Here is a 14488-nt window from a genome sequence, read left to right as displayed (position 1 = left end):
GCAGTGGGGGGCGGCGGAATTTCTCACTCCGGGACTATCCCTGCCGCCGCCCCCCACTGCCAAACCGGGTGCCGTCSGCCGGSCCGGCSGACGGCCCTCGTCAGGACGCCGAGTCGAGCCGCACGGTGGTGAGGATCTGCTGGACGGTGGCGTCCGGCAGCTCGTCCTTGACCCCGTCGGCCGCGTAGATCACGAACGACGAGAAGTCGCCCTTGGCGTTCTTGAAGGAGAACGCGAGGGACTTGCCGTCCGACTCGCACTTGTTCCGCTTCTTGATCCCCGGGGCGGTGGCCGTCGACACGCTGCCCGAGAGACCGGACTTGGTCGTGTAGGGCACGGCCTTGGTGATCTTGATGGTGCCCTTGGGCATGTGCTGGGCGTAGCCCGCCCACACCCAGTTGCCGGCCTCGTTGAACGCCGCCTCCGCGGTGTCCTTGGCGCCCTGGCCGCCCTTGGTGCCGGCGGTGCTCAGCCCCCAGGTCGACGGGGTGCCGTTCTTGTCCGTGTCGAAGGAGCACCAGTTGCTCTTGAAGTGCGCGGGCGAGGACATCGTGACGACGGGGGAGCCGTCGTTCTTCTTCTCGTCCTCGAAGTACGTGATCACGCCGGGCTTCGCCACCTCCCACCCGGGCGGCACGTCGAACAGCGTGCCGTACTTGGGGTTGTGCACGACCTTCCAGCCGGGGATCGTCGGCTGCTGCTCCGCGTCGTCGCGCGGGTTGTCGATCGACGGCGACGGCGAGGCGGACTGGGAGCCCGGTGCCGAGGCCGTGGGCTTGGCGTCGCCGCCCGCGGCGTCCTTCTTGTCGTCCTTGCCGAGGACGAGGAAGCCCGCGACGCCGGCCGCGATCACCACGGCGGTGGCGGCGACGATCGCGACGAGGGTCGTCTGCTTCTTCCTGCCGCCGTCGGGACCGCCCGGCTGCGGGGGACCCGGCACCGCGTACTGCGGCGCGGTCTGCTGGTAGGGGTTCGCCTGCGGGTAGGCCGGCTGCGTCGGCGGCTGCGGATAGCCGTAGCCCGGCTGCCCCGGCTGCCCCGGCTGCTGGCCGGGCTGCTGCTGGTAGCCCGGCTGCTGATACGGGTTCGGCTGCTGGTAACCCGGCTGCTGGTACGGGTTCTGGTTCTGCTCCTGCGGGTTCTGCTCGCCCCCGGGCGGCTGCTGTCCTGGCCACATGGCCAGTAACCATAGAGGTGCGGCGGTGCCCCGGCTACGCCCGCCCCCGCACGGACGTGCGAGGGCGGACTCTGGTCTTCTCTGCTACTCGTGGGTAACATCGGCTCATGAGCGCAGATCAGATGTCCGTCGGCGAGATGCTCGCCGCCACGGTTCCCATGGCCAGGACCCTCAACCTGGAGTTCCAGGAGACCACTCCGGAGCGTGCCGTCGTCCGGCTGCCCGACCAGGCCGACTACCACAACCACGTCGGCGGCCCGCACGCCGGAGCCATGTTCACGCTGGCCGAGTCCGCCAGCGGCGCCATCGTCCTGGCCGCCTTCGGCGACCAGTTGGGCCGCGCGGTGCCGCTCGCCGTCAAGGCCGAGATCGGCTACAAGAAGCTCGCCATGGGCGTCGTGACCGCCACCGCGACGCTGGGCCGCCCCGCCGCCGAGGTCGTCGCCGAGCTGGACGAGGGGCTGCGCCCCGAGTTCCCGGTCCGCATCTCCCTCACGCGTGAGGACGGCGCCGAGACCGGCGAGATGACGGTCGTCTGGACCCTGCGTCCGAACTCCTGACCCGTCGCCGCCTCGTCCGCCCCCGCACCCGTCGCCCGGGTCCGGGGGCGGACGCGTTCCGGGGCCGTCCGGCCGCCCCGCACGGCGGCCCCGGGGAGCCCGCCCGGCGGCCCCGGGACCGCCCGTCCGATTCGAGGTCCGCGGCGGGTGACCAGGTAGGCTGCCCCGGCGCGCAGCAGCCGCGCGCGCCGCGGCCACGGGCCGACACGGTCGATACGGGAGGAACCCCGCGTGCACGTCCAGGAGTGGCTGGAGACGATCCCCGCGGTCGCCGTCTACGCGCTGGTGGGAGTGGTGATCGGGCTGGAGAGCCTGGGCATCCCCCTGCCGGGCGAGATCGTCCTCGTGAGTTCCGCGCTGCTGGCCTCGCAGCACGGCGCCATCGACCCGTACGTCCTCGGGGCGTGCGCCACCGTCGGGGCGATCGTCGGCGACTCCATCGGCTACGCGATCGGCCGCAAGGGCGGCCGGCCGCTGCTGGCCTGGCTGGGCCGCAAGTTCCCCAAGCACTTCGGCGAGGCCAACATCGCGCTCGCCGAGCGGTCCTTCGAGAAGTGGGGCATGTGGGCGGTCTTCTTCGGCCGGTTCGTCGCCCTGCTGCGCATCTTCGCCGGCCCGCTCGCCGGTGTCCTGCGCATGCCGTACTGGAAGTTCCTCATCGCCAACGTCTTCGGGGGCATCCTCTGGGCGGGCGGTACCACGGCCGTCGTCTACTCCGTCGGCGTGGTCGCCGAGGCGTGGCTCAAGCGCTTCTCCTGGCTGGGCCTGGTCCTCGCCGTCCTGATCGGCCTCACGTCGATGCTGGTCCTGAAGAGTCGCGCGAAGAAGGCCGTGGCCCGGGCCGAGGCCGCGAAGGAGCAGGCCGCCGGGGCGTCGCCGGAGCCGGTACCGGTCGCCGACTGACGGCGGCCCACGGCGGAACGCACGACGACAGCGCGCGCGGAGCGTGCGACGACAGCGCGCGACGACGGACGGAAGGGCGCGGCACCCGGTACGGGGGCCGCGCCCTTCCGCGTGGCGGTCCGGTGCGGGCCGGTCCGGCCGGCCGCCCGCTCAGTCCGCGAAGGCCTCGGCGTGGCCCTTCGCCAGGTGCAGGTACATCTCCGCGTTGAGGCGGATGCCGGCCTGCTCCTCCTCGGTGAGCGGGCGCCGGACCTTGGCCGGGACGCCCGCGACCAGGGAGCCCGGCGGGATCTGCATCCCCTGGGGCACCAGGGCCTGCGCGGCGACGAGCGAACCGGCGCCGACCGTGGCGCCGTTGAGGATCGTCGCACCCATGCCGACCAGCACGTCGTCCTCGACCGTGCAGCCGTGCACGGTCGCGTTGTGCCCCACCGTCACCCGGTCCCCGATGGTGACCGGGAAGCCCGGGTCCACGTGAACCGTCGTGTTGTCCTGGATGTTGGCGTCCTCGCCCACGACGATGGGCCCGCAGTCCGCACGCAGCACCGCGTGGTACCAGACGCTGGCCCGGGCCCCGAGTGTGACCTCGCCGAGCACGACGGAGGTCGGCGCGGTGAACGCCGTCGGATCGATCCGCGGCTCCTTGCCGCCCACACCCTTGATCAACGCCTCTGACATCGTTCGCTCCCGATCGCTCTCACGTGCGTCACGCCACGGGCACTCTAAGGGCTGTCCCGTGATCCCCGGCGGGCGCACGACGCCGGCTGCGGCGCCTCGCCGCGGTGTCGGGATCTCCCGGGTGCGCCCGGCGGCCGTCCCATGACCGACATCACAGGGCACCGCACTGATCGGCCACGACGGCGGCGACTACCGTGTGCGGGTGCCCAGGAACAGAAACGCGTTCTCGTCTCTCGGCGCCTGGCGGCGTCGTGTCGTCGCGCGCGCCCTGCAGGGCGGCTGGCGCTGGGCGCAGCAGGCCGGCGCCGTGACCGCCGAGCATCCCGGGCGGCTCCGTTTCCGCCGGCTCGGCGCGGGCACCCGGCTCGCCTTCCCGCAGGGCACCGTCTTCGGCGAGGCGTGGATCGAGATCGGCGAGTGCTGCATCATCGCCGAACAGGTCACGCTCACGGCCGGCATGATGCCCGGCCTCGACCTCGGCACGGAGACCGTCCTGACGCTCGGCGACGGCGTCGTCCTCGGGCGCGGCAGCCACGTCATCGCGGACACCACCGTGTCCATCGGCTCGGACACCTACTGCGGGCCGTACGTGTACATCACCTCGACCAACCACAGCTACGACGATCCGCACGAGCCGATCGGCCGGCAGTGGCCGCGCTCCGAGCCCGTCGAGATCGGGCCCGGCTGCTGGCTGGGCACGGGCTCGGTGATCCTGCCGGGCGCCCGGATCGGGCGGAACGTGGTGGTCGCCGCGGGCGCCGTCGTCCGCGGCGAGGTGCCCGACCACTCGGTCGTGGCCGGTGCCCCGGCCCGTGTCGTGCGCAGCTGGGACCCGGAGAAGGGCTGGCAGCCGCCGCTGCGGACGCCGGCCCCGGTGCCGATCCCGGACGGGGTGACGCCCGAACAGCTCGCCGCCCTGGCGCAGCTCGAACTCGAGGTGGACGGCGACCTGAGCGAGGCTCTGAAGGACGCCTGACCGGCACGGGGTCCGGCTCCCTCGCGGTGCGCCGGATGCCCGGGCCGTGTCCGGCCCGGGTCAGCCGGTGGCGAGCAGGACGGTGCCGACGAGCGCGAGGCCCGCGCCGGCCGCCTGGACCGCGCGCAGCCGCTCCTTGAGCACTCCGCGTGCCGCCAGCGCGGTCACGACCGGGTAGAGGTTCGCCAGGACGGCCGCGACCGTGACGGGGCCGAGCTGAGCCGCGATCGAGTACGTCCCGTTGGCGGCCACGTCGGCGAGGCCGACGAAGGCGAGGGCCGGCAGGGCGGCCCAGACGACCCGCATCCCCCCGCCGCCCTCGGGCAGCGCCCGGCCGCCGCGCTTCACCGAGACGTACAGGGCGCCACCGCCCACCACCACGTTGGTGACGCGCTGGACGAACAGGGCGAGGAAGAGCCCGGTGAGGGTTGAGGACGCCTCCGCGATCAGCGCCATGACCGAGCCGAACCCGAAGGCCGCGACCAGCGTGAGGAGTACCGAGCGCCGCTGGACGGGCGCGCCGCGCAGCTCCGGCCCGCCGGCCAGTACGACGCCCGCGATCGCCACGCCGATGCCGGCGAACTGCAGCAGCCCCGGCCGGTCGCCGATCAGCAGGCCCACGGACACGGGGACGACGACCCCGAGCGAGCCGAGCGGCGAGACCACGCCCATCGGCCCGAGGGCCAGCGCCTTGTAGAAGCAGAGCATCGCCACCGGGCCGACCGCGCCCGCCGCGACCGCGTACCAGAGCTGCGGACCCGCCTCGCTCCAGCCGCCCGTGGCGATCACGACGGCGCCCAGCACCACGACGGCGACGGCCTGGGAGGCGACGACCACGGTCAGGGCGGGCATCCGCCGGGTGAGCAGGCCGCCACCGAAGTCGGCCAGCCCCCACAGCAGGCTGGTGGCCAGGGCGAACAGTGCGGTCATGGAATCCTCGCGGTCGCGCAGTACAGTGCGGTGAACATTCGGGTGCACCCCACCGTAGTGCAGTGTATTGAACTATGTCATCCAGAATATTGGACGGAATGTGTCTGACCTCGATCAGCTCACGCAGTCGCTCGCGCGCAACCTGAAGCGATGGCGCAACGAGCGCGGCTTCACCCTGGACGCGCTGGCCGCCCGGGCCGGCGTCAGCCGCGGCATGATCATCCAGATCGAGCAGGCCCGCACGAACCCCAGCGTCGGCACCACGGTGAAGCTCGCCGACGCCCTCGGTGTCTCGATCACCACCCTGCTCGACTACGAACAGGGACCGCAGGTCCGCCTCGTGCCGCCGAGCCAGGCCGTCCGGATGTGGTCCACCTCCACGGGCAGCCACACCACGCTCCTGGTCGGCACCGAGGCGCGCGGACCACTGGAACTCTGGGCCTGGACGCTGATGCCGGGCGACGGCAGCGCGTCCGATCCGCACCCCGACGGCACCACCGAACTGCTCCACGTCAGTACGGGGGTGCTCACCCTGGTCGTCGACGGCGAGGAACACACGCTCCCGGCCGGGACCTCCGCCGTCTTCGAGGCCAACACGCCCCACGCGTACCGCAACGACGGCGCGGAGAAGGTCGAGATGACCATGGCGGTCTCCATCCCGCCCGCACGCTGAGACGCCCGGCCCCGGGGCCGGGAGACGCTGTTAGCGTGCCGGCATGCGCGCACCCATCGGAGACTTCGACGACGCCCGGCCCGCCCCCGACTGCCTCGACCTGCTGACCGAGCCGGTCGCCGCCGCCGTCCGCGCCTGGACCGGAGCCGTACCGGCCGACCAGCTCCTGTACGTGGACACCGACCCCGGCATCGCCGACACGGCCGTCTTCGTCGAGCACCACGGCCGCGAGCTCCTCGACACGTCCGCGAACTGCGTGATCGTCGCGGCCAAGCGGGGCGGAGAGGCGCGCCTGGCCGCGTGCGTGGTGCGCTCCGCGACGCGCGTCGACGTCAACGGGGTCCTCCGCAAGCACCTGGGCGCCCGCCGGGTGTCCTTCGCGTCGATGGACGCCGCGACCGGCGAGAGCGGCATGGAGTACGGCGGGATCACCCCCGTCGGCCTGCCCGCGTCCTGGCCGGTCCTCGTCGACGCCGCGGTCGTCGACACCCCGTGGGTGCTGATCGGCAGCGGCCGGCGCCGCGGGAAGCTGATCGTGCCCGGCAAGGCCTTCGCCCAACTGCGCGGCGCGGAGGTCCTGGAGGGCCTCGGCGTCCCGGTCGCCGGCTGACGCCGCGTCGTCAGCCCAGACGCGGGATCTCGATCGCGGGGCACCGGTCCATCACCATGTCCAGGCCCGCCTCCCGCGTCCGCGCGTACGCCTCCTCGTCGACGACGCCGAGCTGGAACCACACCGCCTTCGCGCCGACGCCCACCGCCTCGTCCGCGATCCGCCCGGCCTGCTCGCTGTTCACGAAGACGTCGACGACGTCGACCGGGAACGGGATGTCCGCGAGCGAGGCGTAGCCCTGCTCGCCGTGCACGGTCTCGGCCTTCGGGTGGACGGGGACGACCCGCTTGCCGAAGCGCTGCAGCACGGCGGCGACGCCGTACGCCGCGCGCGACCGGTTCGACGACAGACCCACGACGGCCCAGGTGTCACCCGTGCCCGTCAGGATCCTGCGAACGGTCTCCGACTCGGTGGTCGCGGCCTCGACGCTCATGTACTGCCTCCGGTGACTGGGTTCCTGTCTCACCAGAACGGGCCGGGGCCCGGGGTGATTCCCCGCACCGGTGCCCCGCGGGCCCGGGCCCGGCCACGGAGGCCCTCGGCCCTCGGGCCCGGACACCCCCTAGGCTGACGGGATGCAGGAGCAGTACCGCACCCTGGCCCGCGAGGGCGTGCACGAGACCGAGATCAACCGCTCGCGCTTCATCTGCGCGATGGCGCCCGTCGCGACCGAGCAGGAGGCGCAGGACTTCGTCGCCCGCATCCGCAAGGAGCACCCGACCGCCTCGCACAACTGCTTCGCGTACGTGATCGGCGCCGACGCAGGCGTCCAGAAGGCCGCCGACGACGGCGAGCCCGGAGGCACCGCGGGCGTCCCGATGCTCCAGATGCTGATGCGGCGCGAGGTGCGCTACGTCGCCGCCGTCGTCACCCGCTACTACGGCGGCGTGAAGCTCGGCGCCGGCGGTCTGATCAGGGCGTACGGCGGCGTGGTCGGCGAGGCGCTGGACGCGCTCGGCACGCTCACCCGGCAGCGCTTCCGGCTGGCCGAGGTCACCGTCGACCACCAGCGCGCGGGCAAGCTGGAGAACGACCTGCGGGCGACGGGGCGAGCCGTGCGCGAGGTGCGGTACGCCGAGGCGGTCACGATCGAGATCGGGCTTCCGGACGCCGACGTGGACACGTTCCGCGCCTGGCTCGCGGATGTGACGGCCGGCACGGCGTCCCTCGAACTCGGCGGCGAGGCGTACGGCGACGCCTGAGGCCCCGGGCCCGTACGGGACGGGCGCCGGAAGGCCGCTCCCGCCGTCCGGTGAGCGGCTCCGGACCTGACGCACACCCGGGCGGGTGGCCGAAGCGGTGTGGATCATGCGCTCAGGGGCGCTAGCGTGGTTGCCGCTGACACCGGTGCCCGCGAGGGTGCCGTGACGGTGGGGGCGGAGGAACGGAACGACATGCGGGGCGGAGCGGCACCTTGAGAATTCTGCACACGTCGGACTGGCACCTGGGGCGTTCGTTCCACCGGGTCGGCCTGCTCGACGCCCAGGCCGCCTTCCTCGACCACCTCGTCACCACCGTCCGCGCGCGCGAGGTCGACGTCGTCCTCGTCGCCGGCGACGTCTACGACCGGGCCGTGCCCCCGTTGCCCGCCGTGGAGCTCTTCGACACCGCCCTGCACCGGCTCGCCGAGGCCGGGGTGCCGACCGTGATGATCTCCGGCAACCACGACTCGGCGCGCCGCCTCGGCGTCGGTGCCGGACTCATCGAGCGGGCCGGCATCCACCTGCGCACCGACCCGGCGGGCGTCGGCACCCCCGTCGTCCTCGCAGACGCCCACGGGGACGTCGCCCTCTACGGTCTGCCCTACCTCGAACCCGCCCTCGTACGCGAGCAGTTCGGCGCCGCGAAGGCGGGACACGAGGCGGTGCTCGGCGCCGCCATGGACCGGGTCCGCGCCGACCTCGCCGAGCGGTCCGCGTCCACCCGGTCCGTGGTCCTCGCCCACGCCTTCGTCGCGGGCGGCGAGCCGAGCGACAGCGAGCGGGACATCACCGTCGGAGGGGTCTCCGCCGTCCCCGCCGGGATCTTCGATGGTGTCGACTACGTCGCACTCGGCCACCTGCACGGCAGCCAGCGGGTCACCCCCCGGGTGCGCTACTCCGGATCGCCGCTGGCCTACTCCTTCTCCGAGGCCGACCACCGCAAGTCGATGTGGCTGATCGACATCGGCGCCGACGGAGCCGTCGAGGCCGAGGAGCGGGTCGACTGCCCCGTGCCCCGGGCGCTCGCCCGGATCAGGGGCCGTCTCGACGACCTGCTCGCCGACCCCGCGCTCGCCCGCCACGAGCAGTCCTGGATCGAGGCGACGCTCACCGACCCGGTGCGGCCGGCGGAGCCGATGGCCCGCCTGGCCGAACGCTTCCCCCACACCCTCAACCTGGTCTTCGAGCCCGAGCGCACCGAGAGCGACGCCGGAGCCTCCTACGCCCAGCGGCTGCGCGACCGCACCGACCAGCAGATCGCGGAGGACTTCGTGGCCCACGTACGCGGCGGCGCGGGACCGGACGGCGAGGAGCGGACGGTGCTGCTCGGGGCCTTCGACGACGTCCGCGTGGACACGGCCGAGCGGGAGGTGGCCCGGTGAGGCTGCACCGGCTCTCCGTCACCGCGTTCGGGCCCTTCGGCACCACGCAGGAGATCGACTTCGACGCCCTGTCCTCCGCCGGGCTGTTCCTCCTCCACGGACCGACCGGCGCCGGCAAGACCTCCGTCCTCGACGCCGTCTGCTACGCGCTCTACGGAGCCGTGCCCGGCGCCCGGCAGACGCCGGGAGCCTCGCTGCGCAGCGACCACGCCCCGGCCGGCACGCCCACCGAGGTGACCCTCGAACTGACCGTGGGGGACCGCCGCCTGGAGATCACCCGGCTGCCGGCCCAGCCGCGGCCCAAGAAGCGGGGCGGCGGCTTCACCACCGAGAAGGCCCAGAGCCGGCTGCGCTCCTACGACCCCGGGACCGGCACCTGGACCGGGCTCAGCAAGTCCCACCAGGAGGTCGGCGAGGAGATCACCCAGCTCCTCGGGATGAGCCGCGAACAGTTCTGCCAGGTCGTCCTGCTGCCGCAGGGCGACTTCGCCCGCTTCCTGCGGGCCGACGCGGAGGCGCGGGGGAAGCTGCTGGGCCGCCTCTTCGACACCCGGCGGTTCGCCGCCGTCGAGGAGCGCCTCGCCGAACTGCGACGCGGCGCCGAGCAGCAGGTCCGCGAAGGTGACGAGCGGCTGCTCGCACTCGCCCACCGGATGGCACAGGCCGCGGGGGGCGCGGCCGTCGAGGAACGCCCCGGCGAGCCCGGCCTCGCCGAAGCCGTGCAGATCCGGGCGGCCGTGGCGCGCTGCGAGGCGCGCGAGGCGCTCGACATCGCGGAGTCGGCCGTCGCGTCCGCCGAGAGCCGGCAGGCGGCGGCCCGGCAGGCGCGCGACGAGGAGCGGGACCTCGCCGACCGGCAGGCGCAGGCCGCCGAAGCCCGCCGCCGGCAGACGGAACTGACGGCACGCCGGCCCGAGCGGGACCGCCGGCAGGCCGCCCTCGACCGGTCCCGCAAGGCCGACCTCGTGGCGCCCGCCCTGGGCCTGCGGGCCGACGCGGAGCGGGAGCACGCGGCGGCCGACGCGGCCCGCCGGCAGGCCCGCGGCGGGCTCCCGCCCGAGCTCGCCGACGCGGGCGCGGAGGAGCTGTCCGCCCGGGAGCACCGGCTGCGCGAGGAGCTGGGCGGACTGGAGTCGGCGCGGCGGGCGGAGCGGCGCAGCGCCGAGATCGCCCGGGAACGGGCCGTACTGGACCGGCGGGCGCGCGAGGACGAGGAGATCCTCCAGGACGCGTCCGGCTGGCTCGCCGGCTGGGAGTCCCGCCGCGCGGAGCTCAGGGAGCACGTGGAGTCGGCGCAGGACGCCGCCGCCCGCGCCGAGCACCTCGCGGGTCGTCTCGAACCGGCTCGCCGCAGGCTGGCCGCCGCCCGCCGCCGCGACGAGCTCGCGGAGCGCGTGGGCACGGCCGCGTCCCGGCTGACCGTGGCCCGCGAGCGGCGCAACGACGCCCGCGAGGCCTGGCTCGACGTCAAGTCCCGCCGTCTGCAGGGCATCGCCGCCGAACTCGCGGCCGCGCTGACTCCCGGCGACCCCTGCCAGGTCTGCGGCTCCGCCGACCACCCGGCCKCCGCGCGTACCGGCGCCGACCACGTCGACCGTGCCGCGGAGGAGACGGCCTACGCCGCCTTCACGGCGGCCGAGGAGTCCCGCGGCGCGGCGGAGCGCGCCCGCGCGGTGGCCGAGGAGGCGTGGTCCGCCGCCCGGGCCGAGGTCCTGGCGGGCCGCGCGTCCGCCACCGACGCGCTCCCCGCGCCGCGCGGCGACGGCGCCGTGCCCGCGGCGCGTACCGTGCCGGACGCCGCCGCCTTCGCGGGGGACCCCGGCGATCCCACCGTCTCCGAGCTCGCCCGCGAGGTCGAGGAGCTGGCCGGGCTGCACTCCGAGGCGCACGCCCGAGCCGCCCGGACCCACGCGGCACGCGAGGCGCTCGCGCGCGCCGAGCGGGAGCACGAGGGGCGGCTCGCGGCGCAGCGGGAGGCCGAACGCCGGGTCGCCGCCCGGACCTCGCAGCGCGAGGCGCTCGAACGCGAGCAGGCCGCACTCGACGACGAACTGGCCCGCGGCCGGGGCGAGTCGGGCAGTGTGGCCGAGCACGCCACCCGGCTGGAGCGGCGCATCGCCCTGCTCATGGAGGCCGCGGACGCGGTACGTGCCGTCGAACTCACCGCCCAGCGGCTCAAGGAGGCCGACGCCAGGCTCGCCGACGCCGCCTACCGCGCCGGGTTCGACACCCCGGAGCAGGCCGCCGCCGCCCTCCTGGAGGCGCCCGAACGCCGCGACCTCCAGCACCGGTTGGACGCCTGGCAGGCGGAGGCCGCCGTCGTCGCCGACCGGCTCGCCGACCCCGGCGTCCAGGCGGCGGACAGGCTTCCGCCGGCCGACCCCGGGGCCGCCGAGTCCGCGCACGCCGCCGCCGAGCGGGCCCTGCGCGACGCCGCCTCGGCCCTCGCCACCGCGCGGGCCCGGTGCGCCGAACTGGCCGGGCTCTCCCGGCAGGCCGACGCCGAGGTGCGCCGCCTCGGCCCCCTGCGCGGCGCGTACGAGCGGGTGGCCCGGCTGGCCGGCCTCACGGCGGGCACCTCCGCCGAGAACGAGCGCAGGATGCGCCTGGAGTCGTACGTCCTGGCGGCCCGGCTCGAACAGGTCGCCGCCGCCGCCACGGCCCGCCTCCAGCGGATGTCCTCCGGCCGCTACACCCTCGTCCACTCCGACGCCCGGGCCGGCGGCCGGCGGGCGGGACTCGGGCTGCACGTCGTCGACGCCTGGACGGGCAACGAGCGCGACACGGCGACCCTGTCGGGCGGGGAGACCTTCTTCGCCTCCCTCGCCCTCGCCCTCGGACTCGCCGACGTCGTCACCGAGGAGGCGGGCGGCGTACGGCTCGACACCCTCTTCATCGACGAGGGCTTCGGCAGCCTGGACGACCAGACCCTCGACGAGGTGCTCGACGTCCTGGACTCGCTCCGGGAGCGGGACCGCAGCGTCGGCATCGTCAGCCACGTCGGCGATCTGCGCCGCCGGATCCCCGCCCAGCTGGAGGTCGTCAAGGAGCGGCACGGCTCGGCCGTGCGGCTCCGGGCCGGGGGAGCGGGACCGCTCGACCGCTGAGCGGGCGCCGGGGCGGGTCGGCTCAGCGGCCGATCGCGCGCCGGGGCAGGGGCGACGAGTACACCACGCTCGTCGTCACCGAGCCGAGCGTCATGATCTTCCCGGAGATCTCCTCCAGGTGCTTCATGGAACGGGCGGCGACCTTGAGGACGAAGCAGTCGTCGCCGGTGACGTGGTGCGCCTCCAGGACCTCGGGGGTCGCGTCGAGCAGGTCGTGGAACGGCTTGTAGTTGCCGTGCGGGTAGCGCAGCCGGACGAAGGCGAGGATCGGCAGACCGAGCCGCTCGGGATCGACCACGGCGGTGTACCCGGCGATGACCCCGGTCTCCTCCAGCCGGCGCACCCGCTCCGTGACGGCGGACGCGGACATGGAGACGGCCCGGGCCAGTTCGGCGAAGCTGGCCCGTCCCTGCTCCTGGAGGGCATCGAGGATGCGCCAGTCGGTGGCGTCGGGCGTGTATCCGGTCATGACCGAGGAATAGCAGCCGAATCCCCGGGCGATCAAGCGATGCCCGGGGACTTCTCACGGTCCGGACCGTGTCACGGGCGGGATTCCCCGCCCGCCCGGCCTCCTCAGAGGCGGGAGATCTCGTCCACCAGGTCGTCGAGGCCCAGCGGCCCCTGCGACAGAGCGGCCATGTGCCACGCCTTCGCGTCGAACGCGTCGCCGTGCGCCGCCTGCGCGTTGGCCCGGCCCAGCAGCCAGGCCCGCTCGCCCAGCTTGTAGCCGATGGCCTGGCCCGGCATGGAGAGATAGCGGGTCATCTCGCTCTCGACGAAGGCCGGCGGACGGCTGCTGTGCTGCTGGAAGAACTCCTGAGCCAGCTCGGTGGTCCACCGCTCGCCGGGGTGGAAGGGCGAGTCGGCGGGGATCTCCAGCTCCAGGTGCATGCCGATGTCGACGATCACCCGGCAGGCCCGCATCATCTGCGCGTCCAGGTAGCCCAGGCGGCGCTCGGCGTCCGGGAGGAAGCCCAGCTCGTCCATCAGCCGCTCGGCGTAGAGCGCCCAGCCCTCGGCGTTGGCGCTGACCCCGCCGATCGTCGCCTGGTAGCGGGAGAGCCGGTCGGCGACGTGCACCCACTGCGCGATCTGCAGGTGGTGACCGGGGACGCCCTCGTGGTACCAGGTCGACACCAGGTCGTACACCGGGAAACGGGTCTGGCCGTCGACGGGCAGCCAGGTGCGGCCGGGGCGCGAGAAGTCCTCGGACGGGCCCGTGTAGTACGGCGCGGCGGCGCCGCCGGGCGGGGCGATCCGGGACTCCACCCGGCGGACCCGCTCGGCCAGTTCGAAGTGGGTGCCGTCCAGCGCGTCGATCGCCTCGTCCATGAGGTTCTGCAGCCAGAGCCGGACCTCCTCGACGCCCTCGATGTGGGTGCCGTGGACGTCCAGATGGGCCAGCGCCTCCCAGGGGCCGGAGCCCGGCAGGATGCGCTCCGCCTCGGTCCTCATCTCGCCGAGCAGGCGGTGGTACTCCGACCAGCCGTAGGCGTACGCCTGGTCCAGGTCCAGATCCGTGCCGTTGAAGTACCGCGACCAGCGCTGGTAGCGCTCGCGGCCCACCGTGTCGGGCGCGCCCGCGACGGCGGGGGTGTAGACGTCCCGCATCCAGTCCCGCAGCGCCGTGACGGCCTCGGTCGCGCCGCGCGCCGCCGTGGCGAGTTCCGACCGCAACTCGGGGGCGAGCGACTCGGGGCCGCCGGCGGCGAAGGACTCGAACCAGCCACGGCCCTCGGCGTCCGGGCCCGCCCACTCGGTCAGCTGGTCGACGAAGGTCGCGGTCGGTCGCGGGCCGCCGAGCAGCTTCCGCTCCAGGCCCAGTTCGAGCGAGGCGCGGTAGCCCTCCAGAGCCGCGGGAACCGCGCGCAGCCGCCGGGCGACCGCGGTCCAGTCCTCCTCGGTCTCGGTCGGCATCACGGTGAACACCATCCGCACGCTGTGCGCGGGGGAGCGCATGTTGCTGACGGTACACAGCCCCTCGTCGGCGTCGTGGACGGCGAGTTCGGCGTTCAGACGTTCCCGCAGCAGACGGCCGCAGCGGCGCTCGGCATCGGTGTCCGCGCCCGGCTGCCGCTCGGCTTCGTCGAGCAGGAGCAGGGTGTGGCGGGCGAGCTCGGCCACCGCCTCCTGTCCGGCGGGCGAGAAGTCGGGAAGGAGGCCGGCGCTCTCCGCGACTCCCAGGTAGGTTCCGGTGATCGGGTCGAGGGCGATGAGTGCGTCGACGTAGGTGTCGGCGACCTGGCGGGGCAGCGGGCTGCGGGAAGTCTCTGGCATGGGGCTCATCCTC

The 14488-nt window shown here is 74.3% G+C and carries 14 protein-coding genes; 8 read left to right on the top strand and 6 right to left on the bottom strand.

Features of this window, described 5'->3' with window-relative positions:
* Window positions 1-100 precede the first annotated feature (100 nt).
* On the bottom strand, window positions 101-1177 hold the full coding sequence (locus tag EAO71_RS07320) for a hypothetical protein (protein ID WP_147976973.1): 1077 nt from the start codon (window positions 1175-1177) through the stop codon (window positions 101-103).
* 122 nt (window positions 1178-1299) lie between these two features.
* On the opposite strand from EAO71_RS07320, the gene EAO71_RS07315 reads away from it, so the two are divergent.
* Window positions 1300-1737: a DUF4442 domain-containing protein gene (locus tag EAO71_RS07315; RefSeq protein ID WP_147979159.1), complete on the top strand. Its 438-nt coding sequence runs from the start codon at window positions 1300-1302 to the stop codon at window positions 1735-1737.
* Between the two features lie 231 nt (window positions 1738-1968).
* The gene (locus tag EAO71_RS07310; RefSeq protein WP_147976972.1) at window positions 1969-2640 is read left to right on the top strand and encodes a DedA family protein; all 672 of its coding nucleotides are present in this window, start codon (window positions 1969-1971) and stop codon (window positions 2638-2640) included.
* Window positions 2641-2790: 150 nt separating this feature from the next.
* Here the strand turns inward: EAO71_RS07310 and EAO71_RS07305 are convergent, their stop codons facing one another.
* Entirely contained in the window at window positions 2791-3318 is a 528-nt protein-coding gene (locus tag EAO71_RS07305; RefSeq protein ID WP_147976971.1) for a gamma carbonic anhydrase family protein, read from the bottom strand.
* 202 nt (window positions 3319-3520) lie between these two features.
* On the opposite strand from EAO71_RS07305, the gene EAO71_RS07300 reads away from it, so the two are divergent.
* Window positions 3521-4294: an acyltransferase gene (locus tag EAO71_RS07300; RefSeq protein WP_147976970.1), complete on the top strand. Its 774-nt coding sequence runs from the start codon at window positions 3521-3523 to the stop codon at window positions 4292-4294.
* A 60-nt stretch (window positions 4295-4354) separates the two neighbouring features.
* Here EAO71_RS07300 and EAO71_RS07295 read toward each other — a convergent pair whose 3' ends face one another.
* A complete protein-coding gene (locus EAO71_RS07295) occupies window positions 4355-5224 on the bottom strand; it encodes a DMT family transporter (RefSeq protein WP_147976969.1) in 870 nt (289 codons plus the stop codon).
* A gap of 100 nt (window positions 5225-5324) precedes the next feature.
* On the opposite strand from EAO71_RS07295, the gene EAO71_RS07290 reads away from it, so the two are divergent.
* Both EAO71_RS07290 and EAO71_RS07285 read left to right on the top strand, forming a co-directional pair.
* Entirely contained in the window at window positions 5325-5897 is a 573-nt protein-coding gene (locus tag EAO71_RS07290) for a helix-turn-helix domain-containing protein (RefSeq protein ID WP_147976968.1), read from the top strand.
* 43 nt (window positions 5898-5940) lie between these two features.
* Window positions 5941-6507: a YbaK/EbsC family protein gene (locus tag EAO71_RS07285; RefSeq protein ID WP_147976967.1), complete on the top strand. Its 567-nt coding sequence runs from the start codon at window positions 5941-5943 to the stop codon at window positions 6505-6507.
* A 10-nt stretch (window positions 6508-6517) separates the two neighbouring features.
* Here EAO71_RS07285 and EAO71_RS07280 read toward each other — a convergent pair whose 3' ends face one another.
* On the bottom strand, window positions 6518-6940 hold the full coding sequence (locus EAO71_RS07280) for a CoA-binding protein (protein WP_147976966.1): 423 nt from the start codon (window positions 6938-6940) through the stop codon (window positions 6518-6520).
* Between the two features lie 142 nt (window positions 6941-7082).
* On the opposite strand from EAO71_RS07280, the gene EAO71_RS07275 reads away from it, so the two are divergent.
* The 3 genes from EAO71_RS07275 (at window position 7083) to EAO71_RS07265 (ending at window position 12198) form a co-directional block, all read left to right on the top strand.
* A complete protein-coding gene (locus EAO71_RS07275; RefSeq protein ID WP_147976965.1) occupies window positions 7083-7709 on the top strand; it encodes a YigZ family protein in 627 nt (208 codons plus the stop codon).
* 212 nt (window positions 7710-7921) lie between these two features.
* Entirely contained in the window at window positions 7922-9091 is a 1170-nt protein-coding gene (locus EAO71_RS07270; protein ID WP_147976964.1) for an exonuclease SbcCD subunit D, read from the top strand.
* The gene (locus EAO71_RS07265; RefSeq protein WP_147976963.1) at window positions 9088-12198 is read left to right on the top strand and encodes an AAA family ATPase; all 3111 of its coding nucleotides are present in this window, start codon (window positions 9088-9090) and stop codon (window positions 12196-12198) included. Before EAO71_RS07270 ends, EAO71_RS07265 begins: the two co-directional genes overlap by 4 nt.
* Before the next feature lie 22 nt (window positions 12199-12220).
* Here the strand turns inward: EAO71_RS07265 and EAO71_RS07260 are convergent, their stop codons facing one another.
* Together EAO71_RS07260 and EAO71_RS07255 are read right to left on the bottom strand one after the other, a co-directional pair.
* Complete coding sequence (locus tag EAO71_RS07260) at window positions 12221-12667, bottom strand: Lrp/AsnC family transcriptional regulator (RefSeq protein WP_147976962.1); 447 nt, start codon at window positions 12665-12667, stop codon at window positions 12221-12223.
* A gap of 104 nt (window positions 12668-12771) precedes the next feature.
* Window positions 12772-14484 (bottom strand): DUF885 domain-containing protein, encoded by a 1713-nt coding sequence (locus tag EAO71_RS07255; protein ID WP_147976961.1) that lies wholly within the window; start codon window positions 14482-14484, stop codon window positions 12772-12774.
* Between the last annotated feature and the right edge of the window lie 4 nt (window positions 14485-14488).

This window comes from Streptomyces sp. MS191 (genome assembly GCF_008042125.1).
GTDB lineage: Bacteria > Actinomycetota > Actinomycetes > Streptomycetales > Streptomycetaceae > Streptomyces.
Note: the sequence above shows the minus strand (reverse complement) of the source record. Positions and strands in the feature narration are given on the sequence as shown.

Bases quoted from the DNA above. Each gene is read 5' to 3' on its own strand.
- EAO71_RS07320 (WP_147976973.1), bottom strand. From the start codon at position 1,177: ATGTGGCCAGGACAGCAGCCGCCCGGGGGCGAGCAGAACCCGCAGGAG.
- EAO71_RS07295 (WP_147976969.1), bottom strand. From the start codon at position 5,224: ATGACCGCACTGTTCGCCCTGGCCACCAGCCTGCTGTGGGGGCTGGCC.
- EAO71_RS07280 (WP_147976966.1), bottom strand. From the start codon at position 6,940: ATGAGCGTCGAGGCCGCGACCACCGAGTCGGAGACCGTTCGCAGGATC.
- EAO71_RS07275 (WP_147976965.1), top strand. From the start codon at position 7,083: ATGCAGGAGCAGTACCGCACCCTGGCCCGCGAGGGCGTGCACGAGACC.
- EAO71_RS07255 (WP_147976961.1), bottom strand. From the start codon at position 14,484: ATGAGCCCCATGCCAGAGACTTCCCGCAGCCCGCTGCCCCGCCAGGTC.
- EAO71_RS07305 (WP_147976971.1), bottom strand. From the start codon at position 3,318: ATGTCAGAGGCGTTGATCAAGGGTGTGGGCGGCAAGGAGCCGCGGATC.
- EAO71_RS07260 (WP_147976962.1), bottom strand. From the start codon at position 12,667: ATGACCGGATACACGCCCGACGCCACCGACTGGCGCATCCTCGATGCC.
- EAO71_RS07285 (WP_147976967.1), top strand. From the start codon at position 5,941: ATGCGCGCACCCATCGGAGACTTCGACGACGCCCGGCCCGCCCCCGAC.
- EAO71_RS07315 (WP_147979159.1), top strand. From the start codon at position 1,300: ATGTCCGTCGGCGAGATGCTCGCCGCCACGGTTCCCATGGCCAGGACC.